Origin of the sequence: Streptomyces sp. NPDC014727 (assembly GCF_043083485.1) — a bacterium.
Taxonomy (GTDB): Bacteria; Actinomycetota; Actinomycetes; order Streptomycetales; family Streptomycetaceae; genus Streptomyces.
In genome coordinates this window covers 22,042-36,272 of sequence record NZ_JBIBYR010000002.1, presented here as the reverse complement: position 1 = coordinate 36,272, position 14,231 = coordinate 22,042, and the positions used below count along the sequence as shown (strand labels likewise).

12 protein-coding genes are annotated in these 14,231 nt (G+C 71.9%); 2 read left to right on the top strand and 10 right to left on the bottom strand.

Annotation, left to right across the window (positions count from 1 at the left end):
• Positions 1-59 precede the first annotated feature (59 nt).
• The 7 genes from ACF1B9_RS03815 to ACF1B9_RS03785 all read right to left on the bottom strand — a co-directional run bounded on the left by ACF1B9_RS03815 (position 60) and on the right by ACF1B9_RS03785 (position 9,965).
• Positions 60-1,520 (bottom strand): NAD(P)H-hydrate dehydratase, encoded by a 1,461-nt coding sequence (locus tag ACF1B9_RS03815; protein WP_391738858.1) that lies wholly within the window; start codon positions 1,518-1,520, stop codon positions 60-62.
• A 4-nt stretch (positions 1,521-1,524) separates the two neighbouring features.
• Complete coding sequence (locus ACF1B9_RS03810) at positions 1,525-1,893, bottom strand: holo-ACP synthase (protein ID WP_391738857.1); 369 nt, start codon at positions 1,891-1,893, stop codon at positions 1,525-1,527.
• Positions 1,894-1,913: 20 nt separating this feature from the next.
• A complete protein-coding gene (gene glmS / locus ACF1B9_RS03805) occupies positions 1,914-3,761 on the bottom strand; it encodes a glutamine--fructose-6-phosphate transaminase (isomerizing) (RefSeq protein WP_391738855.1) in 1,848 nt (615 codons plus the stop codon).
• Positions 3,762-3,853: 92 nt separating this feature from the next.
• A complete protein-coding gene (locus tag ACF1B9_RS03800) occupies positions 3,854-5,182 on the bottom strand; it encodes a lanthionine synthetase C family protein (RefSeq protein WP_391738853.1) in 1,329 nt (442 codons plus the stop codon).
• On the bottom strand, positions 5,179-8,367 hold the full coding sequence (locus ACF1B9_RS03795; RefSeq protein WP_391739316.1) for a lantibiotic dehydratase: 3,189 nt from the start codon (positions 8,365-8,367) through the stop codon (positions 5,179-5,181). Before ACF1B9_RS03795 ends, ACF1B9_RS03800 begins: the two co-directional genes overlap by 4 nt.
• A gap of 139 nt (positions 8,368-8,506) precedes the next feature.
• Positions 8,507-8,665 (bottom strand): SCO0268 family class II lanthipeptide, encoded by a 159-nt coding sequence (gene lanA / locus ACF1B9_RS03790; protein WP_376284049.1) that lies wholly within the window; start codon positions 8,663-8,665, stop codon positions 8,507-8,509.
• Between the two features lie 472 nt (positions 8,666-9,137).
• On the bottom strand, positions 9,138-9,965 hold the full coding sequence (locus ACF1B9_RS03785) for an alpha/beta fold hydrolase (RefSeq protein WP_391738852.1): 828 nt from the start codon (positions 9,963-9,965) through the stop codon (positions 9,138-9,140).
• A 153-nt stretch (positions 9,966-10,118) separates the two neighbouring features.
• Between ACF1B9_RS03785 and ACF1B9_RS03780 the strand changes: the two genes are divergently transcribed.
• Entirely contained in the window at positions 10,119-11,573 is a 1,455-nt protein-coding gene (locus ACF1B9_RS03780; protein ID WP_391738851.1) for an ATP-binding protein, read from the top strand.
• A gap of 85 nt (positions 11,574-11,658) precedes the next feature.
• On the opposite strand, the gene ACF1B9_RS03775 is transcribed toward ACF1B9_RS03780, so the two are convergent.
• Both ACF1B9_RS03775 and ACF1B9_RS03770 read right to left on the bottom strand, forming a co-directional pair.
• A complete protein-coding gene (locus ACF1B9_RS03775) occupies positions 11,659-11,868 on the bottom strand; it encodes a DUF397 domain-containing protein (RefSeq protein ID WP_391738850.1) in 210 nt (69 codons plus the stop codon).
• Positions 11,865-12,737, bottom strand: a complete 873-nt coding sequence (locus tag ACF1B9_RS03770; RefSeq protein ID WP_391738848.1) for a helix-turn-helix domain-containing protein — start codon at positions 12,735-12,737, stop codon at positions 11,865-11,867. Before ACF1B9_RS03770 ends, ACF1B9_RS03775 begins: the two co-directional genes overlap by 4 nt.
• A gap of 144 nt (positions 12,738-12,881) precedes the next feature.
• Between ACF1B9_RS03770 and ACF1B9_RS03765 the strand changes: the two genes are divergently transcribed.
• A complete protein-coding gene (locus ACF1B9_RS03765; RefSeq protein WP_391738847.1) occupies positions 12,882-13,301 on the top strand; it encodes an ATP-binding protein in 420 nt (139 codons plus the stop codon).
• Between the two features lie 501 nt (positions 13,302-13,802).
• Here the strand turns inward: ACF1B9_RS03765 and ACF1B9_RS03760 are convergent.
• Complete coding sequence (locus ACF1B9_RS03760) at positions 13,803-14,033, bottom strand: hypothetical protein (RefSeq protein WP_391738846.1); 231 nt, start codon at positions 14,031-14,033, stop codon at positions 13,803-13,805.
• Positions 14,034-14,231 lie beyond the last annotated feature (198 nt).

Here is a 14,231-nt window from a genome sequence, read left to right as displayed (position 1 = left end):
CTGTCGGCGTCCGCTCGCCGTTGCCCCCTGCTGCCGGCGTTGTCTGCGGCCAGGATCACTCAGGCCCGTACGTCCCGCCATGCTGCCGGGATCGCCTCGGCGACGTCCTGCGCGGCGACGGGGGCGCCGTCCGCGGCGTGGCGGGCGGCCAGGCCGTGCAGATACGCGCCGACCGACGCGGCGTCGCGCGGGGCGAGGCCCGCCGCCAGCAGGGAGCCCGTCAGGCCGGAGAGGACGTCGCCGCTGCCGGCCGTGGCCAGCCAGGAGGTGCCGGTCGCGTTGACCCGTACGGGGGTGTGCGCGGTGTCGGTGGCGACCAGGGTCGTCGACCCCTTGAGCAGGACCGTGGCGCGGTGGCGGGCGGCCAGTTCCCGTACGGCGGCGAGCCGCCCCGCCTCGACCTCCCCGCGCGGGACGCCGAGCAGGGCCGCCGCCTCACCGGCGTGCGGGGTGAGGACGGTCGGCGCGGTGCGCGCGCGTACGGCGGCGGCGTCGAGCAGCCGCAGCCCGTCCGCGTCGACGAGTACCGGGACATCCGTGTCCAGCACGTCACGGACCGCCTCGACGGCCTCCGCGCCGTCACCGAGCCCCGGCCCGACGACCCATGCCTGCACCCGTCCCGCCTTCGACGGCGGGCCCTCGTGGACCAGCGTCTCCGGATGGCGGGCGATCACCGCGCCCGCGCCCGGACCGACGTACCGCACCGCCCCCGCGCCGCCCCGCAGCGCCCCCGAGACGGCCAGCACCGCCGCCCCCGGATACCGCGCCGACCCGGCGACGATGCCCACGACGCCCCGCCGGTACTTGTCGCTCTCGCTCGCGGGCACCGGCAGGAGCGCGGCGACGTCCGCGTACTGCAGCGCCTCCAGGTCGGGTACGTCCGGCAGCTCCGGCCCGAGCCCGATGTCGACCAGGTGCAGCGCGCCCGCCAGGCTCGCGGCCGGGTCGACGAGCAGCCCCGGCTTGTGCGTGCCGAAGGTGACGGTGGCGTCGGCCCGCACCGTCTCGCCGAGCACCTCGCCGGAGTCGGCCTCGACCCCGCTGGGCAGGTCGACGGCGACGAAAACCGCGCCGGTCGCCTCGAAGGCCCGCACCAGCGCGGCGGCGTCCGGGCGCAGTCCGCCCCGCCCGCCGATGCCGGTGATCCCGTCCACGACGAGATCGATGTGCCCGCCCCAGGCGCTCGTCGCCGCGTCGCCCTCCGCCACACGCCCGCCCGCCGCCAGCAGCGCCGCGAGCCCGCCCTCGTGGGCGCGGCCGGGCGAGGTGAGCACGGCGCGCACACCCGCGCCGCGGCGGGCCAGCCGGGCGCCCGCGTACAGCGCGTCGCCCCCGTTGTCGCCGCTGCCGACGAGCAGGACGACCCGGGCCCCGTACACCCGTCCGCGCCGGCGCAGCACATCGGCGCAGGCCGCCGCGAGGCCCGCCGCGGCGCGCTGCATCAGGGCGCCCTCGGGAAGCCGGTCCATCAGGGCGCGCTCGGCGGCCCGTACGGTCTGAACGCTGTACGCGGTACGCATGTGCTCAACCCTCCGCGATCACCACGGCCGACGCCACCCCCGCGTCATGGCTGAGCGACACGTGCCAGTTCCGTACGCCCAGTTCGGCGGCGCGCGCGGCGACGGTGCCGCTGACCCGCAGCCGGGGCTGTCCGCTGTCCTCGACGTACACCTCGGCGTCCGTCCAGAGCAGACCGCCCGGCGCGCCGAGTGCCTTCGCAAGAGCCTCCTTGGCGGCGAACCGCACGGCGAGCGAGGCGATACCGCGCCGCTCGCCGCTGGGCAGCAGCAGCTCGCTCTTCACGAAGAGCCGGTCGGCCAGGTGCGGCGTACGCTCCATCGCCGCGTCGAACCGTTCGATCTCGGCCACATCGATCCCGACCCCGATGATCACGCATGTTCCTTCACTGCTCGCTACTCCACGGTCACGGACTTCGCCAGATTGCGCGGCTGGTCCACGTCGTTGCCGCGGGCCGTCGCCAGCTCGCAGGCGAAGACCTGCAGCGGCACGGTCGACACCAGCGGCTGAAGCAGCGTAGGCGTAACGGGAATCCTGATGAGGTGGTCGGCGTACGGCACGACCGCCTCGTCGCCCTCCTCGGCGATGACGACGATGCGGGCGCCGCGGGCCCGGATCTCCTGGATGTTCGAGACGATCTTGTCGTGCAGCACCGACCGGCCGCGCGGCGAGGGCACGATCACGACCACGGGCAGATCGTCCTCGATGAGCGCGATCGGCCCGTGCTTGAGCTCGCCCGCGGCGAACCCCTCGGCGTGCATGTACGCGAGTTCCTTGAGCTTCAACGCGCCTTCCAGGGCCACGGGATAGCCGACGTGGCGGCCCAGGAAGAGCACGGTGTCGTGGTCGGCGAGAGAACGGGCCAGCGCGCGAACGGGCTCCATGGTCTCCAGGACCCGTTCGACCGCCCCGGAGATCTCGGAGAGCTGGCGGATGACGGTCCGGATCTCGTCGCCCCATTTCGTGCCGCGGAGCTGGCCGAGGTACAGGGCGACGAGGTAGCAGGCGACGAGCTGGGTGAGGAAGGCCTTGGTGGAGGCGACGGCGACCTCGGGTCCCGCGTGCGTGTAGAGCACGGCGTCGGACTCCCTCGGGATGGTGGAGCCGTTCGTGTTGCAGATGGCCAGGACCTTCGCGCCCTGTTCGCGGGCGTGCCGCAGGGCCATCAGGGTGTCCATGGTCTCGCCGGACTGGGAGATCGCGACGACGAGGGTGCGGTGGTCGAGGATCGGGTCGCGGTAGCGGAACTCGCTGGCCAGCTCGGTCTCGCAGGGAACGCGGGTCCAGTGCTCGATGGCGTACTTGGCGATCATCCCGGCGTGGAACGCGGTGCCGCAGGCGACGATCACGACCTTGTCGACCTCGCGGAGCTCGCGGGGGGTGATCCGTACCTCGTCGAGGTGGAGCCTGCCCGCGCCGTCGATCCGTCCGAGGAGGGTGTCGGCGACCGCCTTGGGCTGTTCGGCGATCTCCTTGAGCATGAAGTAATCGTGGCCGCCCTTCTCGGCGGCGGAGACGTCCCAGTCCACGTGGTACTCGCGCACGTCGGCGGGCCGCCCGTCGAAGTCGGTGACGGTGACACCCTCCCGCCGCAGCTCCACCACCTGGTCCTGTCCCAGCTCGATCGCGGAGCGGGTGTGCGCGATGAACGCGGCCACGTCGGAGGCCAGGAACGACTCGCCCTCCCCCAACCCGACCACGAGCGGCGAGTTGCGCCGGGCCCCGACCACCGCGTCGGGCGCGTCCGCGTGCACGGCCACCAGAGTGAAGGCGCCCTCGAGGCGCCGGCACACCTGTCGCATCGCCTCCGCCAGGTCCGCGCAGGACGAGAACGCCTCGGCGAGGAGATGGGCGACGACCTCGGTGTCGGTCTCGGAGGCCAGATCGTGGCCGCGCTCGGCGAGTTCGGCGCGCAGCACGGCGAAGTTCTCGATGATCCCGTTGTGCACGACGGCGACGCGGCCGGCGTTGTCGAGGTGCGGGTGGGCGTTGGCATCGGTGGGGGCACCGTGGGTGGCCCAGCGGGTGTGGCCGATGCCGGTGGTCCCGGCCGGGAGCGGCGCCTCGGCCAGCGACTTCTCCAGATTGACGAGCTTGCCCGCCTTCTTCGCGGCGGCCAGACCGCCGTCCGCGAGGACGGAGATGCCCGCCGAGTCGTAGCCCCGGTATTCGAGGCGCTTCAGGCCCGCGACGACGACGTCCTGCGCCGACTGCCCACCGACGTATCCGACGATTCCGCACATACCGTTCCCTTCCTGCTCGCCCTCCCCCTCTTCTTCGCATCGTCGCAGAAGGTGAACGGAGCGGCAGGGAACGCCGTCGGCACTGCGTCGTCTCAGGCCAGCAGCAGCGGCATGTCCCAGTCCGAAGGTGCGCCCCCGACGGAGTACGCGTCCAGAGCCAGGGCCAGACCCGCCGCCCCGTCGAGGTATCCGGAGACGTCCGTCCCGAACGGCACCTTCGTCATGGTGAAGCGGTGGCCGAAGGGCAGCTCCGGGTCGAAGGCGTCGACCAGTGGGGCCGCGATCCGGTCCCGGACCTCCTCGATCCGGGCGTCGGCGAAGTGCTCGTTGAGCCGCCCGAGCTGGTGCAGAGCACCCGCCCAGCCGTGGCACAGCGCGTTGTCGTCGATGTCCCACCGGTCCGGGGTCAGCGTCAGCAGCCGCTCCACGGACGCTTTCGCCGTGCCGGTCCAGTCCGCGCGGTCCAGTGCCAGCCCGGCCAGTTGCAGCGCACGGGAGACCGCGGGGGCGCCGTAGCACCAGGCGGGCCGTCCGGCGGGGGTGGTGAAGGCGTCGGGTCCGGCCAGCCACTCGTCGAGGCTCAGGTACGGGGGCCAGTACAGCCCGTGCTCGTCGCGCACCGCCCACCGGGTGAGCAGTGCGACGCACGCCTCGATGGCCTCCCGCTGGTCCGGCACGCGGACCCCCTGCCGCCAGGCGAGCGAGAGCAGGGCGAGCGGACCGGCGACACCGTGCGAGAGCCCGAGGTTGAGGTGGCCGTCGGGCAGTTGGTCCTCCGAGCCGATCCGGGGCGCGTCCAGGGCCCACCACCGCGGCACCTTGTGGCCGCGGTGTTCCACCTCGCCCCGCGCGAGGCGGGTCAGATAGGTGAGGGTGGTCTCCAGTTCCTCGCCGCAGGTCTCGGCGCGGGCCAGCAGGTAGCGGCCCACCCCCGTCATCCCGCGCACCACCTCGTAGTGCCCGATGGTGGGCAGCGGGGAGTTCTCCGGGACGGCGGGCAGTGCGGTGCGGACCAGGTCCCGCTGGTAGCCGTCGAGCCGCTGGAGCGCGGAGACGTAGCCGCCCGTGGCGCGATGGGCGATCAGGACGGCGAAGGCAAGGGCGCCGGGCCCCTTGAAGATGCCGCTCGGCGTGGTGTCGCCGAGGGCCGCGGCCGAGGTGGCGGCGGCGAGGTACCCGTGCGCGCGGGCGGTGCGGTCGGTGCCGGGACGGGCGGCGCCGCTGAAGGCGATGGCCAGGCCGGGGCTGCCGCTGCCCAGGGTCATCTCGGCCCAGATGGCCTCGGTCTCGCCGGTGTCGTTGGCCTCGGCCGGGATCCGGGTCGCGGCCATGGTGGCGGCGGGGTCGGCCAGCCGGTCGAGGATCCGCTCCGAGACCTGTCCGGCGCGCTCGCGCAGTTCGGTTCGGTCGGGGGTGGTCATCGGGCGCTCCTGACGGCTGCGGCGGTGGGCCGGGCCGCGTGTTCGCGGCGGGCGATGCGGGTGCGGGCGGCTCCGCGCAGGACCGCGTAGGCACGGGCCTCCGCCGCCTGGTCGATACCGAACAGCCGGTTGTGCCGCATGTGCAGCAGCGACAGCACGGCCTCGTCGCGGTCGGCCTCCGAGGCGGCCAGCACCAGCTTTCCGTAGGCCGCCGGTTCGGGGGCGTCGGCCCACAGCTCCGCGAGCGCGGGGACGCGGAGTTCGGCCGCGGCGCGGCGGGCGGTGTCGCCGGGGAGGTCTCCGGGACCGATCAGCCGGTCGGCCAGGGCACGATGGCGCTGGTAGACCTCGTGGTCGGGGCCCTTGGTGAACATGTGGACCGCCCAGGCGCACCAGTCCCAGTCGCCGAGCGCGTCCAGCAGCACCGCGTGCCCGGCGGCCGCGAGGACGTCGTCGGGCACGGCCGCCGCCCCGGCGCGGCGCGCCCGGAGCTGGACCAGCGCGGACTGACTGTCTGTCAGGAAAAGTCCTTCGACGGCCTCCTGCGCCGAGGGGCCGAGGTAGCGGTCGGTCTCGGGGCGGTACGCGTCCAGCGTCATCCCGCGCATCGCGCCGCTGTCGGTCAGCCGCCGCACGTGCCGGGCGACGACGGGCAGGACCCGTCCGTTGAGTGCGGCCGGATCGCCGTGGAGACGCAGCCGCAGATGCGGGTCGGGGTCGCGGTAGCGGAGGAAGAACCAGCGGTCGATGTCCGCGCCGATGTCGGCCAGCAGCACGGGGAGATGTTCGGCGAGCAGGGTGTCGTGGGCGGCCTGCTCTGCGTACAGCTTGACGGTCAGCCAGTCCTCGCCGGGCAGGTGGAACGCCGTGGGCGCGTACCGGAGAACGGACTTGGCGAGCGCCGGTGCGTCCTCCTGTGGCCGGTCGGCCGCCGGGGTGCGCGGGGCGCGGACGAGCGGGACGACGATCTCGGTGCTGTACCCGGAGTTCCAGCCGAGCCCGGCACCGTCCGCGGTGAGGTCCTCGTACAGCTGGAACCGGGGTTCCTGGGCGGTCAGTTCGGCGCGCAGCAGCCCCTGGTCCCACGGTTCACGCAGATCGATCGGGAACATCTGGTCGTTGCGGGCGATCTGGATCCGGTCGGGCACCCGGCCTCGGCGGCGCCAGTCGCGCAGCCCCCCCTCCCACACGGCCGTGCTCCCCGAGCGCGCCGCGTCCATCAGGCGGCGCCCGGCGAGCCAGCGGCGCGGCGCGGTCAGCACGCGGCCGTAGCGGACGCGTGGGAGATACGGGAGGACGTCGAGCCCCGCCCAGTCCCAGCCGGACCAGACCCGGGGGCGGGCAGCGGCGAGATCGGAGAGGAAGCGGGCGACGGGCGGAGCCTGCGCGTCGAGGGCCAGCATGTGCGGGAAGACGGGGACGACCTGACGACCGGTCGGACCGTGCAGCAGTCGCAGTCCGTCCTCGCCCGCGGCGACCAGGAGGGTGCGCCAGTCCAGGCAGTGCGGGTCGCCGCGGTCGTCCGCGACGCCGACCGGTATGCGGTACGGCAGCAGCGGCGGCACCTGCACGATGTTCAGCGAGCGCGGGTCGGTCGGCATGATGTCGACCTGGGCCACGAGCACGTCCTCGTCGCCGAGCCCGGGAGCGGGGCCCGCGGCCAGCTCGGCGAGTTCGTCGGTGAGTCCGGCGAGGGTGGCGAAGCGGCCCGCGGTCGCGCCGGCCGTCCACGAGCCGATGTGCGGACTGCCCAGGAGCAGGAACTCGCCCCGGTCGATGGCCTCCTGACTGTCGGCGAGGATCTGGAAGCAGAGTTCCAGGGTGCGCGGCGCGCGGCCCCCCGGGGTGTGCCCGACGGCCTTGGCCAGACGTGCCACGTCCGCGTCGGTGAGTTCGATGTCGCCGCCGTCGAGGACGGCCTGCTGGAGGAGTTCGGCGATCGCGGCGCGGCGGGGACGGTCGGCGTCCTCGCCGGGACCGGTGCGGGGGTGGGCCGGCGCGGAGGAGCCGTACTCGGGCGGCAGGCCGAGGCCGCGGTGCGGGTCCACCAGGTCGGCGAGCGGGACGGCGGAGGCGGTGCCGTACCGCTCGATGAACCGGTCGCGGTAGTCCCGCATGTGCGCGAGCGTGGTCCACTCAGGGGTCATCGCCCAGATCGCGGCGGCGTAGCGGCGCACCTCCTCGCCGATCGTCTGCGGCAGCACGATGTCGGCGGGCATCCGCAGGTCCACATGGACGGGCGGCCGCCGGCCGCTGTCCACGTCGTCGCCGTCCAGGGCGCGGACGGCGGCGAGCAGCGCCCGCCAGGAGTCCTGTCCCCGGCCGGGCGGGTCCGCCTCGTGGGCGCCGGCGGCGGCGCGGACGGCCCGAAGTCCTTCGGCGGCGCCCGGCACGGCCCCGTCGACGGCGGCCTCGACGCGGTCGAGGAGGGTGGCGTCGATGCGGTGCGGGGTGAGGGAGGTGAGCAGGAGGCCGTGCTGGACGAGACCGGCGAGGAGACCGTCGATGCGGCCCGGCTCGACGGACGGGAAGCGGGCACTCAGGTCGTCGACGAGCACCGCGTACGGGACGGGCCGCGCGGCGGCCTCGCGGACCACGGCGACCAGCGCGTTGTCCCGGACCGAGATCTCGCGCTCGCCGGTGTGCAGGGTGAGCCGGCCGTCGCGTCGGACGCACAGATCGTTGAGGACGACGTCGGTCCGGCGGCGGACCTCGGGGACGGCGAGCCAGTCGAGCACCCGGCGGTGCAGCCAGAGGCCGTCGAGCCGGACCGAAACCTCGCCGGGGCCGGTGAGCGCGGCCTTGGCGGTGGGGCCGAAGGCGGCCCGGCCGACGCCCGCGAACAGGCCGAAGGGGGTGGGCCGGCCACCGGCGCGGCGTGCGTACCGGGTGAGGGTCCTGGCCGCGCTCAGGGTCCGTTTCCGGCCGAGGGCGGCGGCACCCTCGTCGGTGGCGAGGCGCTGGAGGCTGAGCGAGAGGCTTCCGCTGGCGACCTCGACGGCCTGGCGGAGCAGCGGGTCGCCGGTCAGGCGGCGGAGCCCCGGCACGGGGTCGTCGGCGTCGATGCGGGCCTCGGCGCGGTCGCGCGGCGCACTCGCCATCCGCACGAGCACCGGCTCGCGAACCTCGAAGAGATCCAGGTCCAGGTCCGTTTCCAGGTCTGGTCGCACGTCGGCAGCCCCCATGGTGCGGCGGTACGGGAAAGCGATGTGGTGGTACGGGAAGGCGATGCGGTGGTACGGGAAGGCGGAGCGGGCCGGGCCCGCTCCGCCTCGCCTCACTTCAGTCGGTCCCGCGTCGGCCGATGCCGACGCATGTGCCGCGTCAGCAGCAGATCGGACAACGGGTGCCGATCGCGTAGCTGCTCGGCGAGGAGTACGTACCGGCGCCGAACTCCTGGGTCTCGTCCGACACCTCCGAGATGCGGAGGTCGAGGTCCAGGTCGGCAGAGACGTCGTTGGCGAGAATCATTTCGGTGCGCATGTGTACCCCCAAAGGGTCAGTGAAGCGAACAAATGATTGGAATACCTGAGCGCCTGTTCGGCTCTCTCGTGCTCACTTTTCACTGCGGCACCACTGATCGGGGAGCCCGTTTTCGGCCAACCGGAAGAACGACGAAACGGCCCCGCCCAGGCGACAAGAACGGGGAAGTACGGGCCCCCGCGCGCTCGGAACGACGGAATCCGCCCCCGTGGACAGAAGCTTCTCCTGCCGCCCGCGCCACGCGATCAACGTCCCGGGCGGACTTCGGCGCCCGAAATCACGGCGTGGCAGGGTCCCAACCGTCACCATCCGGCCGCTCCGCACGGCTCGCCGCATATTCGGCGTGATGTGACCCTTGCCGCTGCCACGCTTCACTGCATATCGGCAGAACTCGAAAAGATTGCCGATGGATTCGGCGAACCCGCCGCGCAGTCGGACACCGGTGTTTCAGCGCCTCCGGACATCCGGTGTTTCAGCGCTTGAGGAACTCCAGGAGGTCCCCGTTGAACTTCTCCTTGTCACCGGGGACGAGGACGAGGCCGTGGGAGCCGCCCTCGTAGACCTTGAGGGTCGCCCCCGCGATGAGCCGGGCGGACTTGCGGCCCGTGGCGTCGATGGGGACGATCTGGTCGTCGTCGCCGTGCACGACGAGCGTGGGGATGTCGAACTTCTTCAGGTCCTCGTGGAAGTCCGTGGCCGCGAAGGCGTCGACACAGGCGACACCACCCTCGATGGTCTCGGCCATGCCCATGTGCCAGAAGGCGTCCTTGTTGCCCTGCGTGACCCTGCTGCCGTCGCGGTCGGCACTGAAGAAGCCCACCGCCGCGTCCTTCCAGAACTGCGAGCGCTCGGCGAGGATGCCCTTCTTGATGCCGTCGAAGACCGACTGCGGCACGCCCTCGGGGTTGTCGGGGCCCTGGAGCATCAGCGGAGTGATCGCCGAGAGCAGCACCGCGGACCTGATCCGGCCGGTGCCGTGGCGGCCGATGTAGCGGGCGAGTTCGCCGCCGCCCATCGAGTGCGCGACCAGCGTGACGTCCCGCAGGTCCAGTTGGGTGATCAGGTCGTCGAGGTCGTCGGCGAAGGTGTCGAAGTCGTAGCCGTCCCAGACCGGGGTGGAGCGGCCGTGACCGCGCCGGTCGTGGGCGATTCCGCGGAACCCGTTGTCCGCGACCACCTTGAGCTGGTCCTGCCAGGCGTCCCCGTTCAGGGGCCAGCCGTGGATGAAGACGACCGGGCGGCCTCGACCCCAGTCCTTGTAGAAGATGTCGACACCGTCACGTGTGATCACCGTGGGCATGCGTGTTGTCCTCTCGGGTGTGCTGTGGGCCCCCGTTCCAGGGTGCGGCCGGGCTCCCGAGCCGCAAATCGGAATCGGAGACCCGCTGGCCGCGCACGAGCCGTAAAGTAGGAGTGGCACATACTTTGAACCACTCCTACTTCAGGGATGCCGATGGCCTTCACCGGACGCAGTCGCGAGTTGCGTATCCTCGGATCCTGGCTGGACAAGGTCAGGGCGGCTTCGGGCGGCAGCGCGGGGCAGGCGCTGGTGATCAAGGGCCGGCGGCGGATCGGCAAGACCCGGCTGGTGCAGGAGTTCTGTGCACGGTCGGGACTGCCGTACGTGTTCTTCCAGGCGACCCGCGGCCAGCCCGCGCCAATGGCCCGGCGGGCGCTGTTCGACGCGGTCGCGGGAGCGCATGGCATGAGAGAACACGGGGCCGCCCTGGGGCAGGCCGCCGCTCCCGAGGACTGGGTCCGGACGCTCGCCGCGGTGGCTGCGGCGCTGCCTGCGGACGAGCCGGTCGTTCTCGTGCTGGACGAGGTCCCCTGGCTGGCCGAGGCCGACGCAGGATTCGACGCGGCACTCAAGACCGCCTGGGACATGCATCTGTCAGCGAAGCCCGTGCTCCTGCTGCTCCTCGGCTCCGATCTCGCGATGATGGACCGGTTGACGTCGTACGAGCATCCGTTCTACGGGAGAGCCGGCCAGTACACTGTGGGACCGCTCAACCCTGCGGACATCCAGGATTCCACCGCGCTCGGCGCCGCGGAGGCACTGGACGCGTACCTGGTCACCGGGGGTTTTCCCGAGGTCGTGACCGAATGGCGGACGGGTGAGTCGGTGGCCGACTATCTCGCACGCCAGGTGGAGGACCCTTCGTCGGTGCTGCTGACGACGGGCGAGCGTTCCCTCGCGGCGGAGTTTCCCGCACGGCTCCAGGCCGGCCGGGTGCTGCGCGCGATCGGTTCCGGCGAGCGGACGTTCTCCGGTATCGCCGCAAGCACGGGAGGCGCCGACGGACGCCCACTGGCACACGGCACCCTGGCACCGATACTGACCGAACTCATCGAGGCGAAGAAGATCGTGGCCGCGGACGTTCCGTTGTCCACCCGGCCCGCCCCGAAGCTCAAGCGCTACCGGATCGCCGACACCTACCTGCGCTTCTGGCTGGCACATCTGGAGAACGCCGTTGCGCAGGCGGAGAGAGGCAGAGGGGACGTATCGGCCGCCCGGATCCAGCGATCGTGGCCGTCCTGGCGAGGCCGTGCGGTGGAACCGGTGATCAGGGAGGCGCTGGCCCGCCGAGTGCCGGACGGACTGTTCCCCGAGGCGACCGAGGTGGGCGGCTGGTGGAACCGTCAGAACAACCCGGAGATCGACCTCATCGGCGCGGACGCGCAGCCCGTCGCACGTCGTGTCCTCTTCATCGGATCGGTGAAGTGGCGTGACGAGACACCTTTCGGCGTACGGGATCTGACGGAGCTCGCCTCAGCGGCACAGCAGGTGGCGGGGGCGGAAGGCGCGGCCCTGATCGCGGTCAGCCGCCGACCGCCGACAGGTGCGGTAGCGGAGGAGCTTGCCGCGCACTGGGGTCCCGAAGACGTGCTCGCGGCGTGGCGGTAACGGCGGCGGCCACTCGGCGTGCCCCCGGGCAGCAGCGCACCCCGCTCCCGGGGCAACCGGGAGCGGGGCGGGCGTGGTCCGACGGTCAACTGGTGGACGCGTACGTGACGAACTCCGCCCACGCGTCCGGCGTGAAGCCGAGCTGGGGGCCGCCTGGCAGGTTCTTGGAGTCGCGTACGTGGATCACGCTCGCGGTCTCCGCCACCTCGACACACGCCGGGCCGTCATTAGTGCTGTAGCTGCTCTTGAACCACGTCAGCTCGGAAGCGTTTCCGGCCGAGGACTTGGCACTCATGTCTCTCCCAGCAGTTTCGTGATGAAAGTCCGTGAGAACCGAGGTGTGAGCGCCTGGGCTCGGACCAGGCCGTATCGCATCTCAAGGATCTGGACCTCCTTGGGGTCGGTGATCAAGCGGCTGGTGAGCTGAACCTCGTTGTGCCCCACAGCCGTGCCGTCACTCAGCTTAAGCACCCGGTGCGAGCCGGCCAGCCCCGCATGCTCTTCCGTATCCGTCGGCATGACCTGGATCTCGACATGCCTCAACGTGCCCAGTTCTAGCAGGTGTTCGAGCTGCCTACGCAACACCATTTTGCCTCCGGTCGGCCGCCTCAGCGTCGCCTCTTCCTGGACGAACGTCAGCAGCGGTGCGGGACATCGCTCGAAGAGCGACTGGCGAGCCATGCGCGCAGCCACCAAACGGTCCACCTGGTCCTCGGTGTACGCGGGGCGCCGCTCCTTGTAGAGAGCACGGGCGTACTCCTCGGTCTGCAAGAGGCCTTCGACGACATCACCGGCATACGCGCCCATCTCGACCACGCCTGCCTCCAGCTTCGCCAGATCCCGGACCTTCTTCGGGTACCGCGCCTCCGCCACGTCCTTCTTCATCGCGGCGAGTTTGCCGCCCGCGCCCAGGACTTCGTCCGCCTTGTCCAGGAACTCCGGCTTGGGGATACGCTTCCCGGCCTCCACCTTGTAGACCTGGTTCTCCCCGTAGCCGATCGCCCTGCCCAGCTCAGCCGCACGCAGGCCGGCAGCCTCACGCCACAACCGGATCTGGCGGCCGACCGCCGCGATCACCGCGCCCGAGTCGTCCTCGACGTCGAGCTCCCAGTCAGGGCCGTCCGCCGTGTTGTCTCCGTTGCCCCGGTTGTCCTCGTCCGCCATACGACACCCGCCTCCACCCGTGCCCGCACCGTTTCGCGTTGGACGTCGTACCGGATGGACAGACCCGTACAACCGCTGGACAGTCACTGTCCGTACGCACGTCATTGCTGTTCAGAGTAGGCATCTCCGGCCACGCTGAGTGACGTGAACCAAGAAATCACCCAACCGCGTGCCCGCAGCGGGCAGTTCGCCGTGCAGCTCTCCGCAACCCGTCGGGGTGCCCGACTGGCCCGGCTCCTCGCGACCGAGCAACTCCGCTCCTGGGGGCTGCCGCTGGAGGACGCCGGGCACGTCATCGCCGAGCTGGCGTCCAATGCCGCGCTGCACGGGTACGTGCCGGGGCGGGACTTCCGCGTCATGCTGACCGTCACCGGGGACACGCTCCGTATCGAGGTCGCCGATGCTCGCGGGGACGTACTGCCCCGCCTCCCGGAGCGGAACGACGACTCCGAGGCGGGGCGCGGGCTGCTGCTCGTCGAGGCGATCGCCATCCGGTGGGGCGTGCAGGCTGGCCCTTTCCCGCGCAAAACCGTCTGGGCGGAGGTAGCCCTCACCGGATCGTGACAGTCGCGACCGGGTGTGGCACGTCCCGGTGAACCGCGACCTGGCGCGCCCAGACGTAAAAGGCTTTTAAGGCTTTGAAGAGAAGGAACTTCCCAACCCAACCCCCACACCCCCTACCCCGCCCTCACGCAGGGGCACACACACGCCCTCGTCACTCACACGAGTGAGGCTCGCCAACTCGGCTGGCGTTCCGCCTGGTTGGCGGGCATATGCTCGCCCCCACAACCACAGACATGCGTCGGCCCCCGGCCGGGACTCGCAATCCCGATCGAGGGCCTGACCACCGAGGAAGAGAGAAGCTTCCCGATGGATACCCAGCAGATTAGCGCGCCCTCGCGCCCCCCGTCCCGCGTACCCGTGGATGCCAGCCGCGACTGCGAGAGCGGGCTGTCACTCCTGGAGTAGCCACGGGCGGCCGGTTCCCTCGCGCCACGAAACGGCGTGGCCCGGTCCGTCACGTCCCGGCGAGACGTGCCCCCTCGCACCACCCGGGCCCGTGCGTCAGCCGCGACTCCGCCGGTTCCTCGGATGGTTACGGGCGGTGCGTTCGTTGCCGAACTTGTAGGCGCCGGTCCAGCGGGCCATGACGGCCTGTGCGTCACCGGAGGTCACCTCGGCGGCGAACCGTGCGGCGCGGTCGCCGCGCAGCGTGGTGGCCCTGCGGCCGCGGTGTGTGATGACGACTGTTCCGTCGGCGTGGGTCTCGTAACTGAATCCAGAAGGCGCGGGCATGTCCGGACTGTGCCTCATCCCTGTCGGCACCGCCACGTAAAAACCGGTGACCACGGGCCGGTTGGCATGGACGGCGACGCCGTGGGCCGGGGCGGGCCGCATCGGCGGCACACCTTCCTCCCCCGCCGTGCCGTACCTGGGCACCGCGTCCCGTGCGAACCTTTCCGTGCCCTGCGGGGAACAAGGGGTGACACGCTC

Excerpts from the sequence above, each read along its gene's own strand:
- ACF1B9_RS03815 (WP_391738858.1), bottom strand. The coding sequence starts at position 1,520 with ATGCGTACCGCGTACAGCGTTCAGACCGTACGGGCCGCCGAGCGCGCC.
- glmS (WP_391738855.1), bottom strand. The coding sequence starts at position 3,761 with ATGTGCGGAATCGTCGGATACGTCGGTGGGCAGTCGGCGCAGGACGTC.
- ACF1B9_RS03800 (WP_391738853.1), bottom strand. The coding sequence starts at position 5,182 with ATGACCACCCCCGACCGAACCGAACTGCGCGAGCGCGCCGGACAGGTC.
- ACF1B9_RS03795 (WP_391739316.1), bottom strand. The coding sequence starts at position 8,367 with ATGGGGGCTGCCGACGTGCGACCAGACCTGGAAACGGACCTGGACCTG.
- lanA (WP_376284049.1), bottom strand. The coding sequence starts at position 8,665 with ATGCGCACCGAAATGATTCTCGCCAACGACGTCTCTGCCGACCTGGAC.
- ACF1B9_RS03785 (WP_391738852.1), bottom strand. The coding sequence starts at position 9,965 with ATGCCCACGGTGATCACACGTGACGGTGTCGACATCTTCTACAAGGAC.
- ACF1B9_RS03780 (WP_391738851.1), top strand. The coding sequence starts at position 10,119 with ATGGCCTTCACCGGACGCAGTCGCGAGTTGCGTATCCTCGGATCCTGG.
- ACF1B9_RS03775 (WP_391738850.1), bottom strand. The coding sequence starts at position 11,868 with ATGAGTGCCAAGTCCTCGGCCGGAAACGCTTCCGAGCTGACGTGGTTC.
- ACF1B9_RS03770 (WP_391738848.1), bottom strand. The coding sequence starts at position 12,737 with ATGGCGGACGAGGACAACCGGGGCAACGGAGACAACACGGCGGACGGC.
- ACF1B9_RS03760 (WP_391738846.1), bottom strand. The coding sequence starts at position 14,033 with ATGCCCGCGCCTTCTGGATTCAGTTACGAGACCCACGCCGACGGAACA.